The following is a 14,096-nucleotide window of genomic DNA, read 5'->3' on the forward strand; positions in this document are numbered from 1 at the left end:
CCATCGTCCCCCGGACGGGGGCCCATCCCGCCGACACCCGCCCTCGCCCGGAGGCGGGCGGCGGCTAGCATTCAGACACCGTGTCCGCCGCGGCCTCCCGCGGATCCTGCCGAAAGGCCCGCCGTGCCCGCACGCCCCCTCGCCGCGATCGGCGTCTCCGCTCTCCTGCTGGCCGGCCTCGCCGCCGGTCCGGCCGTCGCCGCCCCCGATCTCCCGGGCGCGAGCGCCGCGCAGGAGGCGGCCGCCGAGGTCGTCCTCTCCGGCACCATCGCGCTCCGCGACGCCGATGAGGAGCACCCCGCCCCCGCGAACCCGTCCTTCTACGTCCAGGTCCAGAACGCCGAGGGCGACGTGGTCGCCGAGGCGGACACGGGCGCCGACTTCTCCCTCCCCGTTCCCGGCGGCGAGCCCCTCACCGTCCGCGCGAACCTGATCGGCAGCGACGACTGGTACCCGACCTGGTTCGGCGACACCCCGGTCGCCGAGGCCGCGAGGACGACCCGGGGGACCGACGAGTCCGTCGCCATCTCCCTCCTGCGCAGCGCCGAGCTGTCCGGATCGGTCACCGCCGACGCGGTCCCGGGCGTCTCCTCCCCCTCCTTCGACGTGCAGGCCTGGTGGGTCGACGGAGGGACGTACTCGCTGCTCGACACCGTCCCCGTCACCGGAGCCCCCGGCGCCGCCCGCGCGTGGGACACGGGCGACCTCGCCCTGCCCGCCGGCGACTACCTCCTGCGCCTCGTGGAGCCGGGGTACCCCGCCTACGACGACCAGTACTTCTCGCGCCTGGCCCGCCTCGACGAGCGCGCGGTCGTCTCCGTGCCGCCGGGCGGCCGCAGCGGCATCGACTTCTTCCCGTCCGCCTACTCCTCCGACGTCGCCCGCCTCGCCGGGACCGACCGGTATGCGACCGCCGTCGCGGTGACCGCCTCCGGATTCGCCGACGGCGCCCCCGTCGTCTACCTCGCCAGCGGAGCGAACTGGCCGGACGCGCTGAGCGCCGGCCCCGCCGCCGCGAAGCAGGGCGGCGCCCTCCTGCTCACCGACCCGAGCGTCCTGCCCGCCGTGGTGGCGGCCGAGCTGCGCCGCCTCGCCCCGCAGCGGATCGTCGTGGTCGGCAGCGCCCTCTCCGTGAGCGAGTCGGTGCTCCAGCAGGTGAAGGCCCTCGGGATCCCGACCGAGCGCATCGAGGGCGTCGACCGCTACGACACCTCGCGCCGGATCGTCGAGGACGCCTTCCCGGACGGCAGCTACGAGAACGTCTTCGTCGCGACCGGCACCAACTTCCCGGACGCCCTCTCGGTCGCGCCGATCGCCGGCCGCCGCGCCGAGCCCGTCCTCCTCGTCGACGGCGCCCGCTCGCGCCTCGACCAGCCGACCCGTGACACCCTCGCCGGACTCGACCCCTCCTCCGTGCAGCTGCTCGGCGGTGCGCCGTCGATCTCGACCGCCGTCGAGGCAGACCTGCGCGCCGCGAAGATCGCCGGCACCGTGTCGCGCATCGCCGGGACGGACCGCCACGACACCAGCCGACGCCTCAACGACGTCTTCCCGCCGTCCGAGCTGGGCGACACCGTCTACCTCGCGACCGCCACCGGCTTCGCCGACGCGCTGGCCGTCGGCCCGGTCGCCGCGAAGCAGGGCGCCCCGCTCTACCTCAGCGAGCCGACCTGCCTGCCGCGCAGCACCCGTGTGAAGATGCAGGGCCACGACCTCGATCAGGTGCTGCTCCTCGGCAGCCCCCTGACCCTGTCGGCGCAGGTGCGCTCGCTGTCCGCCTGCTGAGACCCGAGACGCACCGCACGAGCCCTGGAGATCCATGAGCGCCACCGCCGACCGTCCCCTCCTCGTCGGCATCGAGACCGGGGGCACGAAGGTCGTCGCGGCGGTCGCCGACGCCGCTGATCCCGAGCGGATCCTCGCGACGACGACCCTGCCGACCCGCGGGCCCGCCGAGACTCTCGCCGATCTGGCCGGCTTCGTCAGCGGCCACGGAGTCGACGGCACCGTCGCCGCGGTCGGCGTCGCCTCCTTCGGCCCGCTCGACATCGACCCCGGCTCGCCGACCTACGGACACCTCACCTCCACGCCGAAGCTCGGCTGGGAAGGCACCGACGTCCTCGGCCCGATCGGCTCGGCCGCACCGGGCGCGCGGCTCGCGCTGGTCACCGACGTCAACGGAGCCGCCCTGGGCGAGGCCCGCTGGGGCGCCGGAACTGGAGTCGACGACTTCGTCTACCTGACCGTCGGCACCGGAGTCGGCGGCGGCGTGATCGCGGGCGGACGGCTCCTCGCCGGCAGCGGCTGGCCCGAGGTCGCGCACCTTCTGCCCCGCCGCCACCCCGAGGACGGCTTCGCCGGCACCTGCCCGTTCCACGGCGACTGCCTCGAGGGCCTGGTCGCCGGTCCCGCGATCTCGGCGCGCTGGGGCGTCGACGGCTCCCGCCTCGGCCCCGAGGAGGCGGCCGCCAACCTCCGCTTCAGCTCCTACTACCTCGCGCAGCTCGTCACGACGCTCGCCTACGTCGCGGGCGTGCGGCTCGCGGTCGTCGGCGGAGGCGTGTCGAAGACGCCGGGGCTCGTCCCCGCGGTCGAGGCCGAGGTCGAGCGGCTGATGGGCGCGCCCGGAGCGACGGGGACGGGCGGCGGGCGGATCCGCATCGTGCGCCCGGCCCTCGGCGACGAGTCCGGGGTGCGCGGGGCGATCTCGCTGGCGGAGTCCCTGCTCGCCTGAGCTCTACCCTCGTCCCATGAGCGACCGACCCGTCGACCCCTCCGCCCCCGACTCCGGTCGCGACGAGACGGTGGAGGAGCGATCCGACCGCAACTGGAACGAGATCCTGCAGGAGCTGCGGGTCGTGCAGACCGGCACGCAGATCCTGGGCGGCTTCCTGCTGACGCTGTGCTTCCAGCAGCGCTTCGCCGACCTCGCGCCGCCCGACGTGGCGCTCTACCTCGTGCTCGTCCTGCTCGCCGCGTGCGTCACGATCCTGGCGCTGGCGCCCGTCATCGCCCACCGGCTGCTGTTCCAGCGGCGGAGGAAGGCCGAGCTGGTGCGGTTCGGCAACCGGGTGGTCACGGTGTGCCTCGCGGCGGGATCGCTGCTGTTCGTCGGAGTCGTGGGCTTCGTGTTCGACGTCGTGCTGGGCGGGCCGGCAGGCCTCTGGGCGGGCGGAGGCGTGCTGCTGCTGCTCGCCGTGGTCTGGGCGACCGCGCCGGTCCTCCTGCGGAGGCGCTGAGGGCGGCGGAGTCTGCCCGCCCCTCCCCCGCGAGTCAACGGGGTACCCGGCTCCGCCGCGCTCTTCCTACCGTGGCCGCGAGGCGCGCACCGCGCCGACGCGAGAGGAGCACCATGACCGACCGGACCGAGCAGCCGCAGGAGAACCCGCAGAACCACGACCACGTCGACGACGCGGGCGTCGACAAGCCCTCGCAGGCCGAGGGCGACGACACCGAGGGATCGGCCGGCTGATCGCCGCCTCGATCCCCGTCCTCCCCGCGGTCGACAGCAGCGCGGCCGTCCTCGCCGACGGCTACTTCTTCGGGACGCGGCGCTTCGACGACGTGGGCGCGGACGCGTTCCGCACCCGGATCCTCGGACGGCCCGTGATCATGGCGCGCGGCATCGAGGCGGCGCGCTTCTTCTACGAGGGCGGGCGCTTCGACCGCGAGGGCGCGCTGCCCGGCTCGGTGCTGCACCTCCTGCAGGACGAGGGCAGCGTGCAGACCCTCGAGGACGAGCCGCACCGGCGGCGGAAGCGCATGTTCCTGGATCTGGTGGAGACGCCCGAGCAGCGGTCGAGGCTGGTCTCGGCCTTCGCGCGGGAGTGGCAGGCGTCCGCCGCCCGGCTGACGGGCGAGCGGGTCCGCCTCCAGGACGTCGCCGCGGAGGTCCTGGGCCGCGCGGTCCTGTCGTGGGCCGGCATCGAGGCCGACGAGGAGGAGGTGCTGCGGCGCACGGACGAGCTCCGGGCGATGATCGACAACGCCGGGCGCTTCGGCCCGCCCAACTGGGCCGCGCGACTCCGCCGCCGCTCGACCGAGCGGTGGGCGCGGGGTCTGATCGAGGCGAGCCGGACGGCCGGACCCTCCCCGACTCCCCTGCACCGGATCGCGCACGAGAAGGAGGACGGCGGCCTCCTGCCCGTCGAGGTCGCCGCGGTGGAGCTGATCAACCTGCTGCGGCCCACGGTCGCGGTGGGGCGCTTCGTGGTGCTGGCGGCGCTCGCGCTGCACCGGCATCCGGAGTGGCGGGAGCGGCTCGCCGACCAGGAGGAGCGCGTCGCGTTCGCGAACGAGGTGCGGCGCTTCTACCCGTTCTTCCCGATGGTCGGAGGAAGGGCCCGCCGGGAGCTGGACTTCCGCGGCGAGACGCTTCCCGCGGGGCAGTGGATGCTGCTCGACCTCTACGCGACGGACCACGGCTCGCACTGGGAGGCGCCGGGCCGCTTCGATCCGGAGCGGTTCCGGTCGCCCGTCGACCGCAACGGCTTCATCGCCCAGGGCGGCGGGCACTACGGAGGCGACCACCGGTGCCCGGGCGAGCCGGCGACCGTCGACCTGCTGTCCGCGGCGCTGGAGCTCCTGGCCGCGGGGCACCCGTACGACGTCGAGGACGGGCAGGATCTGCGCGTGAGCCTGCAGAGCTTCCCGACCGGGCCGGAGGACGGCTTCGTGGTGAGGTTCCGCTAGGGGCGGGCGGGCTCGGCGGGCGGGCTCGGCGGGGGCGGTCCTCCTCCACAGGCCGCGGTTCCGCGCGCTCTCCCCGGATCCGCTCGGGCACTCCCCGCCCGCCTCGCCCGACGAGCACGCTCGGGGGATGCAGAAGCCGAGTCAGTCCTCCGGAGCGTCGAGCTCCTCGAGCGCCCGCAGCGCCTCGCGGGCGCGCTCGAGACGATCGGCCTCGGGCTCGTCCCACCATGCCGGTCCGCGCTCGCCCAGCCCGTGCTTGGCGAGCCCGACCCTCCTGCGCGCCAGCGCCTCCGCCTCCGCGTCCTCGTGCAGCCTGGCGGAGCGCACTCCCGAGCGCCCGCGCCCGAGGTGCGAGGTGAGGCCGGCGACCACGTCCTCCGGCAGCGAGGGGTCGGTGCGCCGCCATCGGCGGCCCTTCACCACGAGCCAGCGCTCGTCGTCCTCGTCGCTCACCCCGTCACCGCCGCCTCGGGTCGAGCCGGTCACCGGTGCTCGTGAGGTCCACCTGCTCCGGCAGCAGGAGCGCCTCGATCCGCCCCGCGGCGGAGAGCCGCAGCAGGTCGTCGACGAGGGCGCGCGAGCCGCCGATCAGCGTCGAGTCGAAGTCGACCTCGCTCGCGAGGTACCAGGCCCGGTCCTCCGGCCAGAGCGCGAGCGGAGTCTGCACGACGAGCCCGGAGGCGTCGGCGAAGCCCGCCGCGCGCGCCCACGCGGTGTCCTCGAGCACCCGGACGTCGAGCGAGAGCAGAGGCCCCTCCCGCCCCGGCAGCTCGACCGTCGCCGCGGCGGCGGTCTCGGGGTGCTCCCAGCCGGTCGGCCGGGTGTCGCTCATCCACTCGGGTAGCTCGTCCGAGGCGTCCGCGCGGGAGATCAGGATCCGCGACCCGCCGCTCAGCACGCCGAACCCCTCCCAGAACACGGCGAGGCAGTCGTCGGGGGTGCTCGTGTGCTCCGCGAGCACGGCGGCGACGGCCGCGAGCTCGTCGAGCGGGAGCACTCCGAGGCGGGGCTCCGCGTACTCGTCGGGATGCTCGCCGGTGAGCGAGTACCACTGCGCGAGCGGATGCAGGAGCGTCCCCTCCCGCTCGGCGACCTCGCGCCAGCGCCGGGGCGGGTCGTCGGAGGGGTGCAGGATCCGCACGGCCGCCTCGAACAGCGGAGGGACGATCCCCTCGAAGCGCCCGAACGCGCCGAGAGCAGCCAGCATCGGCTCCGCCCGCGCGTCGTTCCGCTCGGCACGCAGCGGCGCGTCCTGGGGTGTCGGCTCGACCATCGGCCCAGGCTAGCGCTGGACGGTCGCTCCGCTCAGGGCGGAGAGGGCCCGCTGCGGTCCCGTCTCGCGGGCGAGGCCCTCGGCGAGCGCCGCCAGCCGTTCCCGGGCGGGAGCGTCGAGTGCGAGCATTCGCCGCGCAGCCTCCGCGAGCTGTCGCGCGGAGGCGGCGTTGGGGTCGAGCACGGCGGCGAACCCGGCGTCCTCGAGTGCGGCCGCCCCCGCGAACTGGTCCGTCGAGAACGGGAGGACGACGAGCGGCACGCCCGCGGTCATCGCCTCCGTGACGCTGTTGTTGCCGCCGTGGCTGACCGCGAGCACGGCCCGGCGCAGGAGCGCGACCTGCGGCAGGAAGCCGCGGACCAGCCAGCCCTCGGGGATCTCGCCCAGAGCCGAGCGCTCGGTCGCGCCGGAGGCGAGAGCCACCCGGACGGGCCTGCCTCCGACCTCGACGCCGGCCAGGGCCTCGACGACCCGGGCGAGCACGTCGCCGCGCACCGAGAGGAAGCTGCCGAAGCTCACGTAGACGACCGGATCCTCGGACGCGGCGAGCCACTCCTCGACCTCCGCGTCGTCGGGCTCCTCGCGGACGGCGGAGCCGAGGAACGCGTGCGGCGGCAGCTGAGCGGTGCGGGCCGAGTCGTGGAGCTCGCCAGGGTAGTTGAGCAGCAGGACGTCGCCGCTCTCGGCGAAGGCGTCGGCGCTGGGCGCCGCCCCGGGGTCGAGGGTGGTGAGGGCGGCGTTCCACTCCGAGGTGAAGGAGTCGCGCACACGCTCGCAGAGGGCGCGGAGCGCATCGAGGTCGTCCGGCTCCGGAGCGAAGGCGTCCGGCCAGACCGGGGGGAAGCCGTAGACCTCGCCGGGCACCGTGAGCGCGCTGGGGTGGCCGAGCACGACGTCGCCGTAGGGCACGTGGAGTGCCTTCAGCGCCACGCGCGCGGTGAAGGCGAGATGGTCGACCACGATCGCGTCGGGCTGCACCTCGTCGAGGATCACGCGCAGGCGCGCGGCGACGCCGGCCGGATCCCAGAGCAGGTCGGTGAGCCGTTCCCGCGCCTGGTAAGCGAGGGTCGGGACCATCCCGCGCCGGGTGGCGTCGAAGAAGCCGCGGAGGGACGCGCCCTCGTCGGGCGCCTGCTCCTCCGCGCGGATCGTGCCCGGGTTGGAGCCGCGCCCCAGCCGGAGCGCGATGTGCTCGAATCCGAAGCCGTCGACGATGGAGCGCGTCGCGTCGCCGGTGGCCACGACGACGCGCTCGCCCGCCTCCTGCCACGCCGTGCCGAGGGTCGCCAGCGGCAGCAGGTGCGACGCGTAGTCGGGGCTGATGATCAGCAGGGTCACGAGGCCCCCAGCACGAGCGGCGAGCGGAGGGGACGCTCCTGGTCCGCGGTCGCGTGCGCGTAGACGCCCGAGAGGGCATGAGCCATGGCCTGCACCGTGTAGCGCTCGGCGACCATCGCACGCCCGCGGGCCGCGGCGTGCTCGCCGAGAGGCCCTCCTGCGAGATCCAGTGCGGCGGCGGCGCCGGCGGCGAGCGCCGCGGGGTCGGCGGTGTCGACCAGGAAGCCGGTCTCCCCCTCCTCGACGTAGGTCGCGGGCCCGCCTGTCGCCGGAGCGACGACGACCAGTCCTGCGGAGAGCGCCTCGAGGAGGGCGATGCCGAACTCCTCCTTGACGCTCGCGCAGACGTAGGCGCCTCCCGGAGCAGAGAGCCCCGGTCGGCCGTGCCGGATCGCGCCGAGCCAGCGGGCCACGGTCCCGTTCGGGCGGTGGCCGGCCAGGAGCAGCCCGTCGGACGCGACGGCGCGGATGCGGTCGAGCTGCTCGCGCTCGTCGGGACTCGGGTCGGCGAGGTCGCCGCCGACCAGGAGCAGGTTGGCGCGCTCCCGGAGCGAGGGGTCGGACGCCCAGGCCTCGGCGAGCGCCGCCATCCCCTTCACCCGGTGCAGGCGGCCCACGCTGAGCAGCAGCGGGAGGCCGCGGCGGTGCTCGGGCAGCTCCTCCAGCAGGAGGTCGAGCGAGGCCAGGTCGCCGCCCTCGTCCAGCGCGACCGGCTCACCGGCGGCGGAGGCCCGTGCGGCCGACTCGCCGCGCTCGACCAGGCCGACGTCGATCCCCTCCGGGACGATCGTGTGCCGCTCCGGGTGCGCGGTGATGTCGACGCCGATCAGCTCGCGAATGGTCGCCGCCAGCTCCTCCCGCGGGAACAGGACGGTGTGCGCGGCGTCGGCGGCCAGGCGCTGCACCAGGCGCACGCGGAACCAGAAGTGCTCGGCGGCGTCGCGCTCGCCGAAGTCCGCGCGGGTGAGGGCGCCGGAGGCGTCCAGGCCCGCGATCAGGGCGTGCGGGTCCGGAGCGAGGGTGAACACGACGGGGATCTCGAGCTCCCGGGCGACCGCGGCCGCCGCGAGGGATCCGACGTCCGCCATGCGCAGGTGCAGCACGTCGACCCGGCCGGCCGCGCGCAGGATCCGGCGGATGCCGCGCTCGGCGGCGATGCGACGGCTCCACGCCTGAGGCATGGCCACGGGCGGCCCCACGAACGGGACCGGAGCGAAGCCGTGGCCGGAGTCGGGCAGCTCGCCGAGCGCGCGCTCGGCCTCGGCCGGAGTCCCGCGCGAGAGCGTGAGCACCCGGTCGATGCCCTCCTGCTCGACGAGCGAGTCGCCCAGGCGCACCAGCAGGGTCGCGATGCCGCCGTTGTCGCCGGCGCCCACCCGCGTCAGGGTGCCGTCGATGTCGGCGTGGACGAAGAGCTGCGCGACCGTCGGCCCTGCCTCCACGGCCGGTGCGGGGGCGAGGTCGCCGAGGGCGAGCCGGGCGAGGGGCCCGATGGGCGCCGCCTCCTCGGCCAGGCCGGTGAGCAGGAGCTCGGCGTCGTCGGAGCCGCGCTCGCCGAGCGCGTCCGTCGCGGCGGCCCGCGCCTCCAGCCCCTCCGCGCGATCGGCGGCCACGTGCAGGAGGGTGCGCTCGGCGATCGCACCGGGCACGAGGCCCAGGGTCTCGACGAGCCGTGCCCGGGCCGCCGCTTCGCGCTCGCCGAGCAGCGCGCCCTCGAGCGCGACGGCGACGAGGTCGGGGGTCGAGGAGGCCCAGAGCAGGACGGTGCGCTGCGCGAGCATGCCCGAGAAGCCGCCGTCGCGGACCAGGCGCAGCAGCGGTCCGAGCGCGGCGGGGCGGGGCAGGCGCCCGCCGAAGGCCCAGGCGGCGTGCTCGCGGAGGTACGGGCGCTCGTCCTCGAGCAGCATCAGCAGCGCGAGGTCGGCCTCCTCGTCGAAGACCTGCGCGAGCGAGTGCACGGCCGCGATCGCGGTGAGCTGGTCCGAGGGGTCCAGAGCGGCGCGGGTGAGCAGGCGCACCGCGCGGCCGCCGCCGTCGCTCACCGCGGCGACCGTCAGCTCATCCGCCATCCGGACGGCCTCGAGCAGAGTGGGAGCGGCGCGCACGGCGTCGAGAGCGGTCTGCGTGGCCATGGTTCACCTGGTCTGTCGGAGTGGAGAGTGCGACGGAGCGCGACTCCCGACCGCTGGAGCGGCCCGGGAGGAGCGGGCCGGTACCGAGCATGCCGCGTGGGCGGCTGGGATTTCGCCACTTGCGTCGGATCTCCTCCCGCGGTACGGCCTCCTGTCAAGGGGGTGATGGCCGCAGTTCGTTTGCGCAACGCGCGAGGATCCTCAGCCGCGGGTCCACTCCAGGAGCCGCTCGACCGGCCAGGTGGTCACGATCCGCTCCTCCGGGACGCCGAGCCGCTCCGCCCGCTCCGCCCCGTAGTCGAGCAGGCCCAGCTGACCCGGAGCATGCGCGTCGCTGTCGATCGAGAACAGGCAGCCCTCCTCGAGCGCGAGCGCGATCAGCTCGTCCGGCGGGTCCTCGCGCTCGGGGCGGGCGTTGATCTCGACCGCGGTGGAGTGGTCGGCGCACGCGCGGAACACGGCCCGGGCGTCGAAGGTCGACGGCGGGCGGGTGCCGCGCTCGCCCGACACCAGCCGCCCCGTGACGTGGCCGAGGACGTCGGTCCGCGGATCCGAGGCCGCCGCGACCAGCCGGGCCGTCATCTCACGGGAGGGCAGCCGCAGCTTCGAGTGGGCGCTCGCGACGACCACGTCGAGGCGGTCCAGCAGCTCGTTCGTCTGGTCGAGCGCGCCGTCCTCGAGGACGTCCACCTCGATCCCGCTGAGCAGCCGCAGGGGCCCGGTGTCGAGGCCCGCGAGATGGGCCAGCTGCTCCTCCAGCCGCTCCGCGCTGAGACCGTGGGCGACCCGGAGCCGCGGCGAGTGATCGGTGAGCGCCAGGTACTCGTGGCCGAGCGCGCGGGCCGCGTCCACCATCGCGAGGACGGGCGTCGCCCCGTCGGACCACTCGCTGTGGCTGTGGAGGTCGCCGCGCAGCCGTCCCCGCAGCGCGCTCGCGGGCGGAGGAGCCGAGCCGCGCAGCTCCGCGAGGTAGTCGGGCACCCGGCCCGACCGCGCCTGCTCGATCACCGTGAAGGTCGTGTCGCCGATCCCGGAGGCCCGCCGCACGAGGGCGAGGTCGTCCCGCTCGGCGGACGCCATCCCCTCCAGCACCGCGGCCGCGCGGCGGAACGCCTTCGCCCGGTAGCGGGAGGCCCGCTCCCGCTCGAGCAGTGCTGCGATCTCCTCGAGTGCCGCGATCGGGTCCATGCGCCCGGTCTACCACGGCGCCCGCCGCGGCCTCACCCCCTCGACGGCGGCCTCGGCTCCGGCCCCCGGCCTCATCCCGCCTCGGCCCCGCCCCGGTCCCGGCCGCTCGACGCTGGGAACCGGCCGAGCCCCGTTGCCGGCCGCAGCGATCGAGATATAACGTGACTCTCGTCCACTCGCGATGTATCGCGTTTCAGAAAGGCACCCCGGTGCAGGAGGAGGAGCTCATGTCCCTCGAGAAATGGCTCGTACAGGCCGGCGAGACGAAGGTCATCGACCTCGACGTCGTCCGCTCGGTCAAGGTCGCCCTCGTCGGCGGCCAGATCGACGTCATCGCCCACGACGAGCCGACCGCCCGCGTGGAGGTCCACAGCGTCGACGGCCGCCCGCTCAAGGTCTCGATGGACGGCGACCGCCTCGAGATCGACCACGTCCAGCTCCGCTGGGACACCATCGTCGACGTCGTGAAGGGCCTCGGCCGCCGCGGCGACCGCGCCGACATCAGCCTCCTCGTCCCCCGCGGCGTCGACCTCAAGTTCGACACCGTCTCGGCCGACGGCCTGGTCTCGGGCCTCCACAGCGACGCCCGCGTCTCGACGGTCGGCGGCGACATCGTCGTCGACGGCCTGCACGGCGACATCGAGGTGAACACCGTCCACGGCGAGCTCTCGGTCCGCAGCCACACCGGCCGCGTCACCGCGCGCACCGTCTCCGGCGACGTCACCGCGAGCGGCGAGCTCACCCGCTTCACCGTCGACGGCGTCTCGGGCAGCGTGTTCGTCGACGCCGAGGGCACCCCCGACCGGATCCAGGCCAACACCGTCAGCGGCGACCTCACGATCCGCGTCGACGAGGGCCTCGGCGCCCGCTACCGCATCAACACCGTCTCGGGCACGCTCCAGCTCGACGGCTCCGTCGTCAAGGGCACCTTCGGCCGGGGCTTCACCTCGACCACGGGCTCGCTCGACTCGAAGTGGGTCGACGTCGCCGCCAACTCCGTCTCGGGAGACGTGGTCGTCGTCCGCCGGTCCGTCGCCGCGTCCTCCGCCTCGGTGGGCGAGGGCTGGGGCTCTCCCGGCACCGGCCCCGCCGACGATCGCCGCCCGATGGACGGGAGCTCGCTGTGAGCCCCGTCTTCGCGCACGGCCGCCTGCGCCTCTACCTGCTCAACCTCCTCGCCGAGTCGCCGCGCCACGGCTACGAGCTGATCCAGGCGCTCAGCGAGCGCTTCGGCGGCACCTACGCGCCCAGCGCCGGCACGGTCTACCCGCGCCTCGCGAAGCTCGAGGAGGAAGGACTCGTCACGAAGGAGGCCGACGGCCGCAAGACCGTCTACTCCATCACCGACGCCGGCCGCGCCGAGCTCGCGAACCGCGCGACCGACCTGGGCGACATCGAGGAGGAGCTCACCGACTCCGTCCGCCGGCTCGCCGACGAGGTCCGCCTCGGCGTCGCGGAGGCGATGAAGAGCCTCCGCGCCGACCTGGCCAGCGCCGCCCGCGACTCGCGGGAGCCCGGACGCCGACCGGAGCACTCCGCCGAGGAGCCGCGCCCGCAGGACACGTCCGGCACCCCCTCCGAGCAGCCCGCGCCGGAGCAGACCGCGCCGGAGCAGACCGCGCCGGTCTCGCCCGACGCGCGCACCGCCTCGCGGATTGCCCTGCGCGACGCCGAGGTGCTGCTCACCGAGTTCCGCGACGAGCTGCGCGCGGAGCTGCGCACCGCCGCCTCCTCGGGATCCGTGACGACCGCGAGCGTCGACGCCCTGCGCGCCGCGCTCGACGAGGCCCGCGCCTCGGTCCGCTCCACCCTGGGCTGAGCCCGGACACCTCAGCGCCGGGAGGGCGGGGATCCCGCCCGGGGTCCCCGCCCTCCTGGCGCTACTGCCGCCCGACCGCCAGCGCCTCCTCCTCCACGTCGAGGAACGCCAGAGCGCTCACCACCGCCGGCTCCTGGTACCGCCCCTCGGAGCGCGCGCGGAGCACCGCCTCCCGCTCGGCCGCGATCATCACGCGCCGGAGCCGGTTGTAGGCCTGCGGGAGTGGCTCCACGCCCTCGCCCTCCGGCGGGTTCTCCAGGGCGTCGGCGAGGAACGTCGCGTTCCGCCGCAGCCGGTCGAGAACGCGGTCCTCCACTCCGTCCTGCGGCTCCGCGTCGAGCCGGGCGAGCCCGGCGGCCTGCGCCTCGGCGAGCAGCATCTGCTTCTCGACGTGCTCCTGCATCTCGTTCGGGGCCGGCAGCTTCAGGGCGCGGACGAGCCGCGGGAGCGCGAGCCCCTCGACGAGCGTCCCCGCCACCACGATGAAGGCGAGGAACTGCAGGAACGCGCGCTGCGGCGTCTCCGCGGGCAGGAGGAACGCGGCGGCGAGGGTGACCACGCCGCGGATGCCCGCGAACGACACCCCGATCGCGGTCGGCCAGGTCCACCCGCGCTGCTGCAGCCGGCGCGGACCGTGCCGGAACAGCAGCGTCGTCATGCACATCCAGGCCACGCGGCTCCCGACCAGCGCCGCGAGCACGGCCGCGCCGATGCCGACCGTCTGCCAGACCCCGATGCCCGAGTCGGCCGTCGCCTCCACCACCGACGACAGGCTCAGCCCGATGAAGAGGAACACCGCGTTCTCGAGCAGGAACTGGATCGTCCGCCAGTTGAGCGACTCCGCGATCCGCGCCTGCGCCGACTGGATGACCGGCGCCCGGTAGCCCAGGTAGAGCCCCGCGACCACGACCGCCAGCACCCCGGAGCCGTGCAGCAGCTGCGCCGGGATGAACGCGACGTAGGGCGTCACCAGCGAGAGGCTCGTGTCCAGGACGGACGACTGCACCTGCTTGCGCACGAACCCGAGCAGCACGGCGATGCCGATCCCGACCCCGCCGCCCACCGCCACGGCCAGCACGAAGTCGAGCGCGATGCGCCCGGGAGTGACCGTGCTGACGATCGCCAGGAGGGAGGCGTTCAGCGCCACCAGCGCGGTCGCGTCGTTGAGGAGGCTCTCGCCCTCGAGCACCGTGAGCATGCGCCGCGGCAGGCGGAGCCGCCCCGCGATCGCCGTGACCGCCACCGCGTCCGTGGGCGCCACGATCGCGCCGAACGCGAGGGCCGCGGCGACCGTGATCGCCGGGACGACCATCCAGGCCACCGCGCCGACCACCGCGACCGTGAAGACGACGAGCCCGACCGACAGCAGGAGGATGCTGTCGCCGCGAGCGCGGACGTCGAGGACGGAGGTGCGGATCGCCGCCGCGTAGAGCAGCGGCGGCAGGATCCCGAACAGCACCACGTCCGGCTCGACCACCACCTCCGGGATCCCGGGGACGAAGGAGGCGAGAGCCCCGACGGCGACGAGCGCCACGGGAGCGGACCAGTTCACCCGCCCCGACAGCCCGGTGACCAGGACGGTCACCACCACGAACGAGACGATCCAGACGATCGCGACGACGGGCTCCTCCATCGCGTCACTCCTCCCGGGCGT

At 75.0% G+C, this 14,096-nt stretch carries 12 protein-coding genes; 6 read left to right on the forward strand and 6 right to left on the reverse strand.

Annotated elements, in window-relative coordinates:
• Positions 1 to 123: 123 nt before the first annotated feature.
• The 4 genes from C5C29_RS11665 (at position 124) to C5C29_RS11680 (ending at position 4,692) form a co-directional block, all read left to right on the forward strand.
• Entirely contained in the window at positions 124 to 1,785 is a 1,662-nt protein-coding gene (locus C5C29_RS11665; protein WP_104223739.1) for a cell wall-binding repeat-containing protein, read from the forward strand.
• A 34-nt stretch (positions 1,786 to 1,819) separates the two neighbouring features.
• Positions 1,820 to 2,734: an ROK family protein gene (locus C5C29_RS11670; RefSeq protein ID WP_104223740.1), complete on the forward strand. Its 915-nt coding sequence runs from the start codon at positions 1,820 to 1,822 to the stop codon at positions 2,732 to 2,734.
• 16 nt (positions 2,735 to 2,750) lie between these two features.
• Positions 2,751 to 3,239: a DUF6328 family protein gene (locus C5C29_RS11675; RefSeq protein ID WP_104223741.1), complete on the forward strand. Its 489-nt coding sequence runs from the start codon at positions 2,751 to 2,753 to the stop codon at positions 3,237 to 3,239.
• 325 nt (positions 3,240 to 3,564) lie between these two features.
• Positions 3,565 to 4,692 carry a cytochrome P450 gene (locus C5C29_RS11680; RefSeq protein ID WP_104223742.1) on the forward strand — a complete coding sequence of 376 codons (1,128 nt, stop codon included), beginning with the start codon at positions 3,565 to 3,567 and terminating at the stop codon, positions 4,690 to 4,692.
• Between the two features lie 141 nt (positions 4,693 to 4,833).
• Here the strand turns inward: C5C29_RS11680 and C5C29_RS11685 are convergent, their stop codons facing one another.
• The 5 genes from C5C29_RS11685 to C5C29_RS11705 all read right to left on the reverse strand — a co-directional run bounded on the left by C5C29_RS11685 (position 4,834) and on the right by C5C29_RS11705 (position 10,623).
• Positions 4,834 to 5,145, reverse strand: coding sequence for a biopolymer transporter Tol (locus C5C29_RS11685; protein WP_104223799.1), 312 nt, complete (start codon positions 5,143 to 5,145; stop codon positions 4,834 to 4,836).
• Positions 5,146 to 5,149: 4 nt separating this feature from the next.
• The gene (locus tag C5C29_RS11690; protein WP_104223743.1) at positions 5,150 to 5,965 is read right to left on the reverse strand and encodes a hypothetical protein; all 816 of its coding nucleotides are present in this window, start codon (positions 5,963 to 5,965) and stop codon (positions 5,150 to 5,152) included.
• A gap of 9 nt (positions 5,966 to 5,974) precedes the next feature.
• Entirely contained in the window at positions 5,975 to 7,303 is a 1,329-nt protein-coding gene (locus C5C29_RS11695; RefSeq protein WP_104223744.1) for a glycosyltransferase, read from the reverse strand.
• A complete protein-coding gene (locus C5C29_RS11700) occupies positions 7,300 to 9,435 on the reverse strand; it encodes a glycosyltransferase (protein ID WP_104223745.1) in 2,136 nt (711 codons plus the stop codon). The genes C5C29_RS11695 and C5C29_RS11700 overlap by 4 nt, the downstream gene beginning before the upstream one ends.
• A gap of 201 nt (positions 9,436 to 9,636) precedes the next feature.
• Positions 9,637 to 10,623: a PHP domain-containing protein gene (locus C5C29_RS11705; RefSeq protein ID WP_104223746.1), complete on the reverse strand. Its 987-nt coding sequence runs from the start codon at positions 10,621 to 10,623 to the stop codon at positions 9,637 to 9,639.
• A gap of 227 nt (positions 10,624 to 10,850) precedes the next feature.
• Between C5C29_RS11705 and C5C29_RS11710 the strand changes: the two genes are divergently transcribed.
• Both C5C29_RS11710 and C5C29_RS11715 read left to right on the forward strand, forming a co-directional pair.
• Entirely contained in the window at positions 10,851 to 11,750 is a 900-nt protein-coding gene (locus C5C29_RS11710) for a DUF4097 domain-containing protein (RefSeq protein ID WP_258062281.1), read from the forward strand.
• Positions 11,747 to 12,442 (forward strand): PadR family transcriptional regulator, encoded by a 696-nt coding sequence (locus tag C5C29_RS11715; RefSeq protein ID WP_104223747.1) that lies wholly within the window; start codon positions 11,747 to 11,749, stop codon positions 12,440 to 12,442. The genes C5C29_RS11710 and C5C29_RS11715 overlap by 4 nt, the downstream gene beginning before the upstream one ends.
• Positions 12,443 to 12,503: 61 nt before the next feature.
• Here C5C29_RS11715 and C5C29_RS11720 read toward each other — a convergent pair whose 3' ends face one another.
• A complete protein-coding gene (locus C5C29_RS11720; protein WP_104223748.1) occupies positions 12,504 to 14,075 on the reverse strand; it encodes a sodium:proton antiporter in 1,572 nt (523 codons plus the stop codon).
• Between the last annotated feature and the right edge of the window lie 21 nt (positions 14,076 to 14,096).

It is taken from the genome of Rathayibacter sp. AY1H2 (assembly GCF_002931985.1).
Taxonomy (GTDB): domain Bacteria; phylum Actinomycetota; class Actinomycetes; order Actinomycetales; family Microbacteriaceae; genus Rathayibacter.

Excerpts from the sequence above, each read along its gene's own strand:
- C5C29_RS11700 (WP_104223745.1), bottom strand. The coding sequence starts at position 9,435 with ATGGCCACGCAGACCGCTCTCGACGCCGTGCGCGCCGCTCCCACTCTG.
- C5C29_RS11675 (WP_104223741.1), top strand. The coding sequence starts at position 2,751 with ATGAGCGACCGACCCGTCGACCCCTCCGCCCCCGACTCCGGTCGCGAC.
- C5C29_RS11670 (WP_104223740.1), top strand. The coding sequence starts at position 1,820 with ATGAGCGCCACCGCCGACCGTCCCCTCCTCGTCGGCATCGAGACCGGG.
- C5C29_RS11705 (WP_104223746.1), bottom strand. The coding sequence starts at position 10,623 with ATGGACCCGATCGCGGCACTCGAGGAGATCGCAGCACTGCTCGAGCGG.
- C5C29_RS11710 (WP_258062281.1), top strand. The coding sequence starts at position 10,851 with ATGTCCCTCGAGAAATGGCTCGTACAGGCCGGCGAGACGAAGGTCATC.
- C5C29_RS11720 (WP_104223748.1), bottom strand. The coding sequence starts at position 14,075 with ATGGAGGAGCCCGTCGTCGCGATCGTCTGGATCGTCTCGTTCGTGGTG.
- C5C29_RS11690 (WP_104223743.1), bottom strand. The coding sequence starts at position 5,965 with ATGGTCGAGCCGACACCCCAGGACGCGCCGCTGCGTGCCGAGCGGAAC.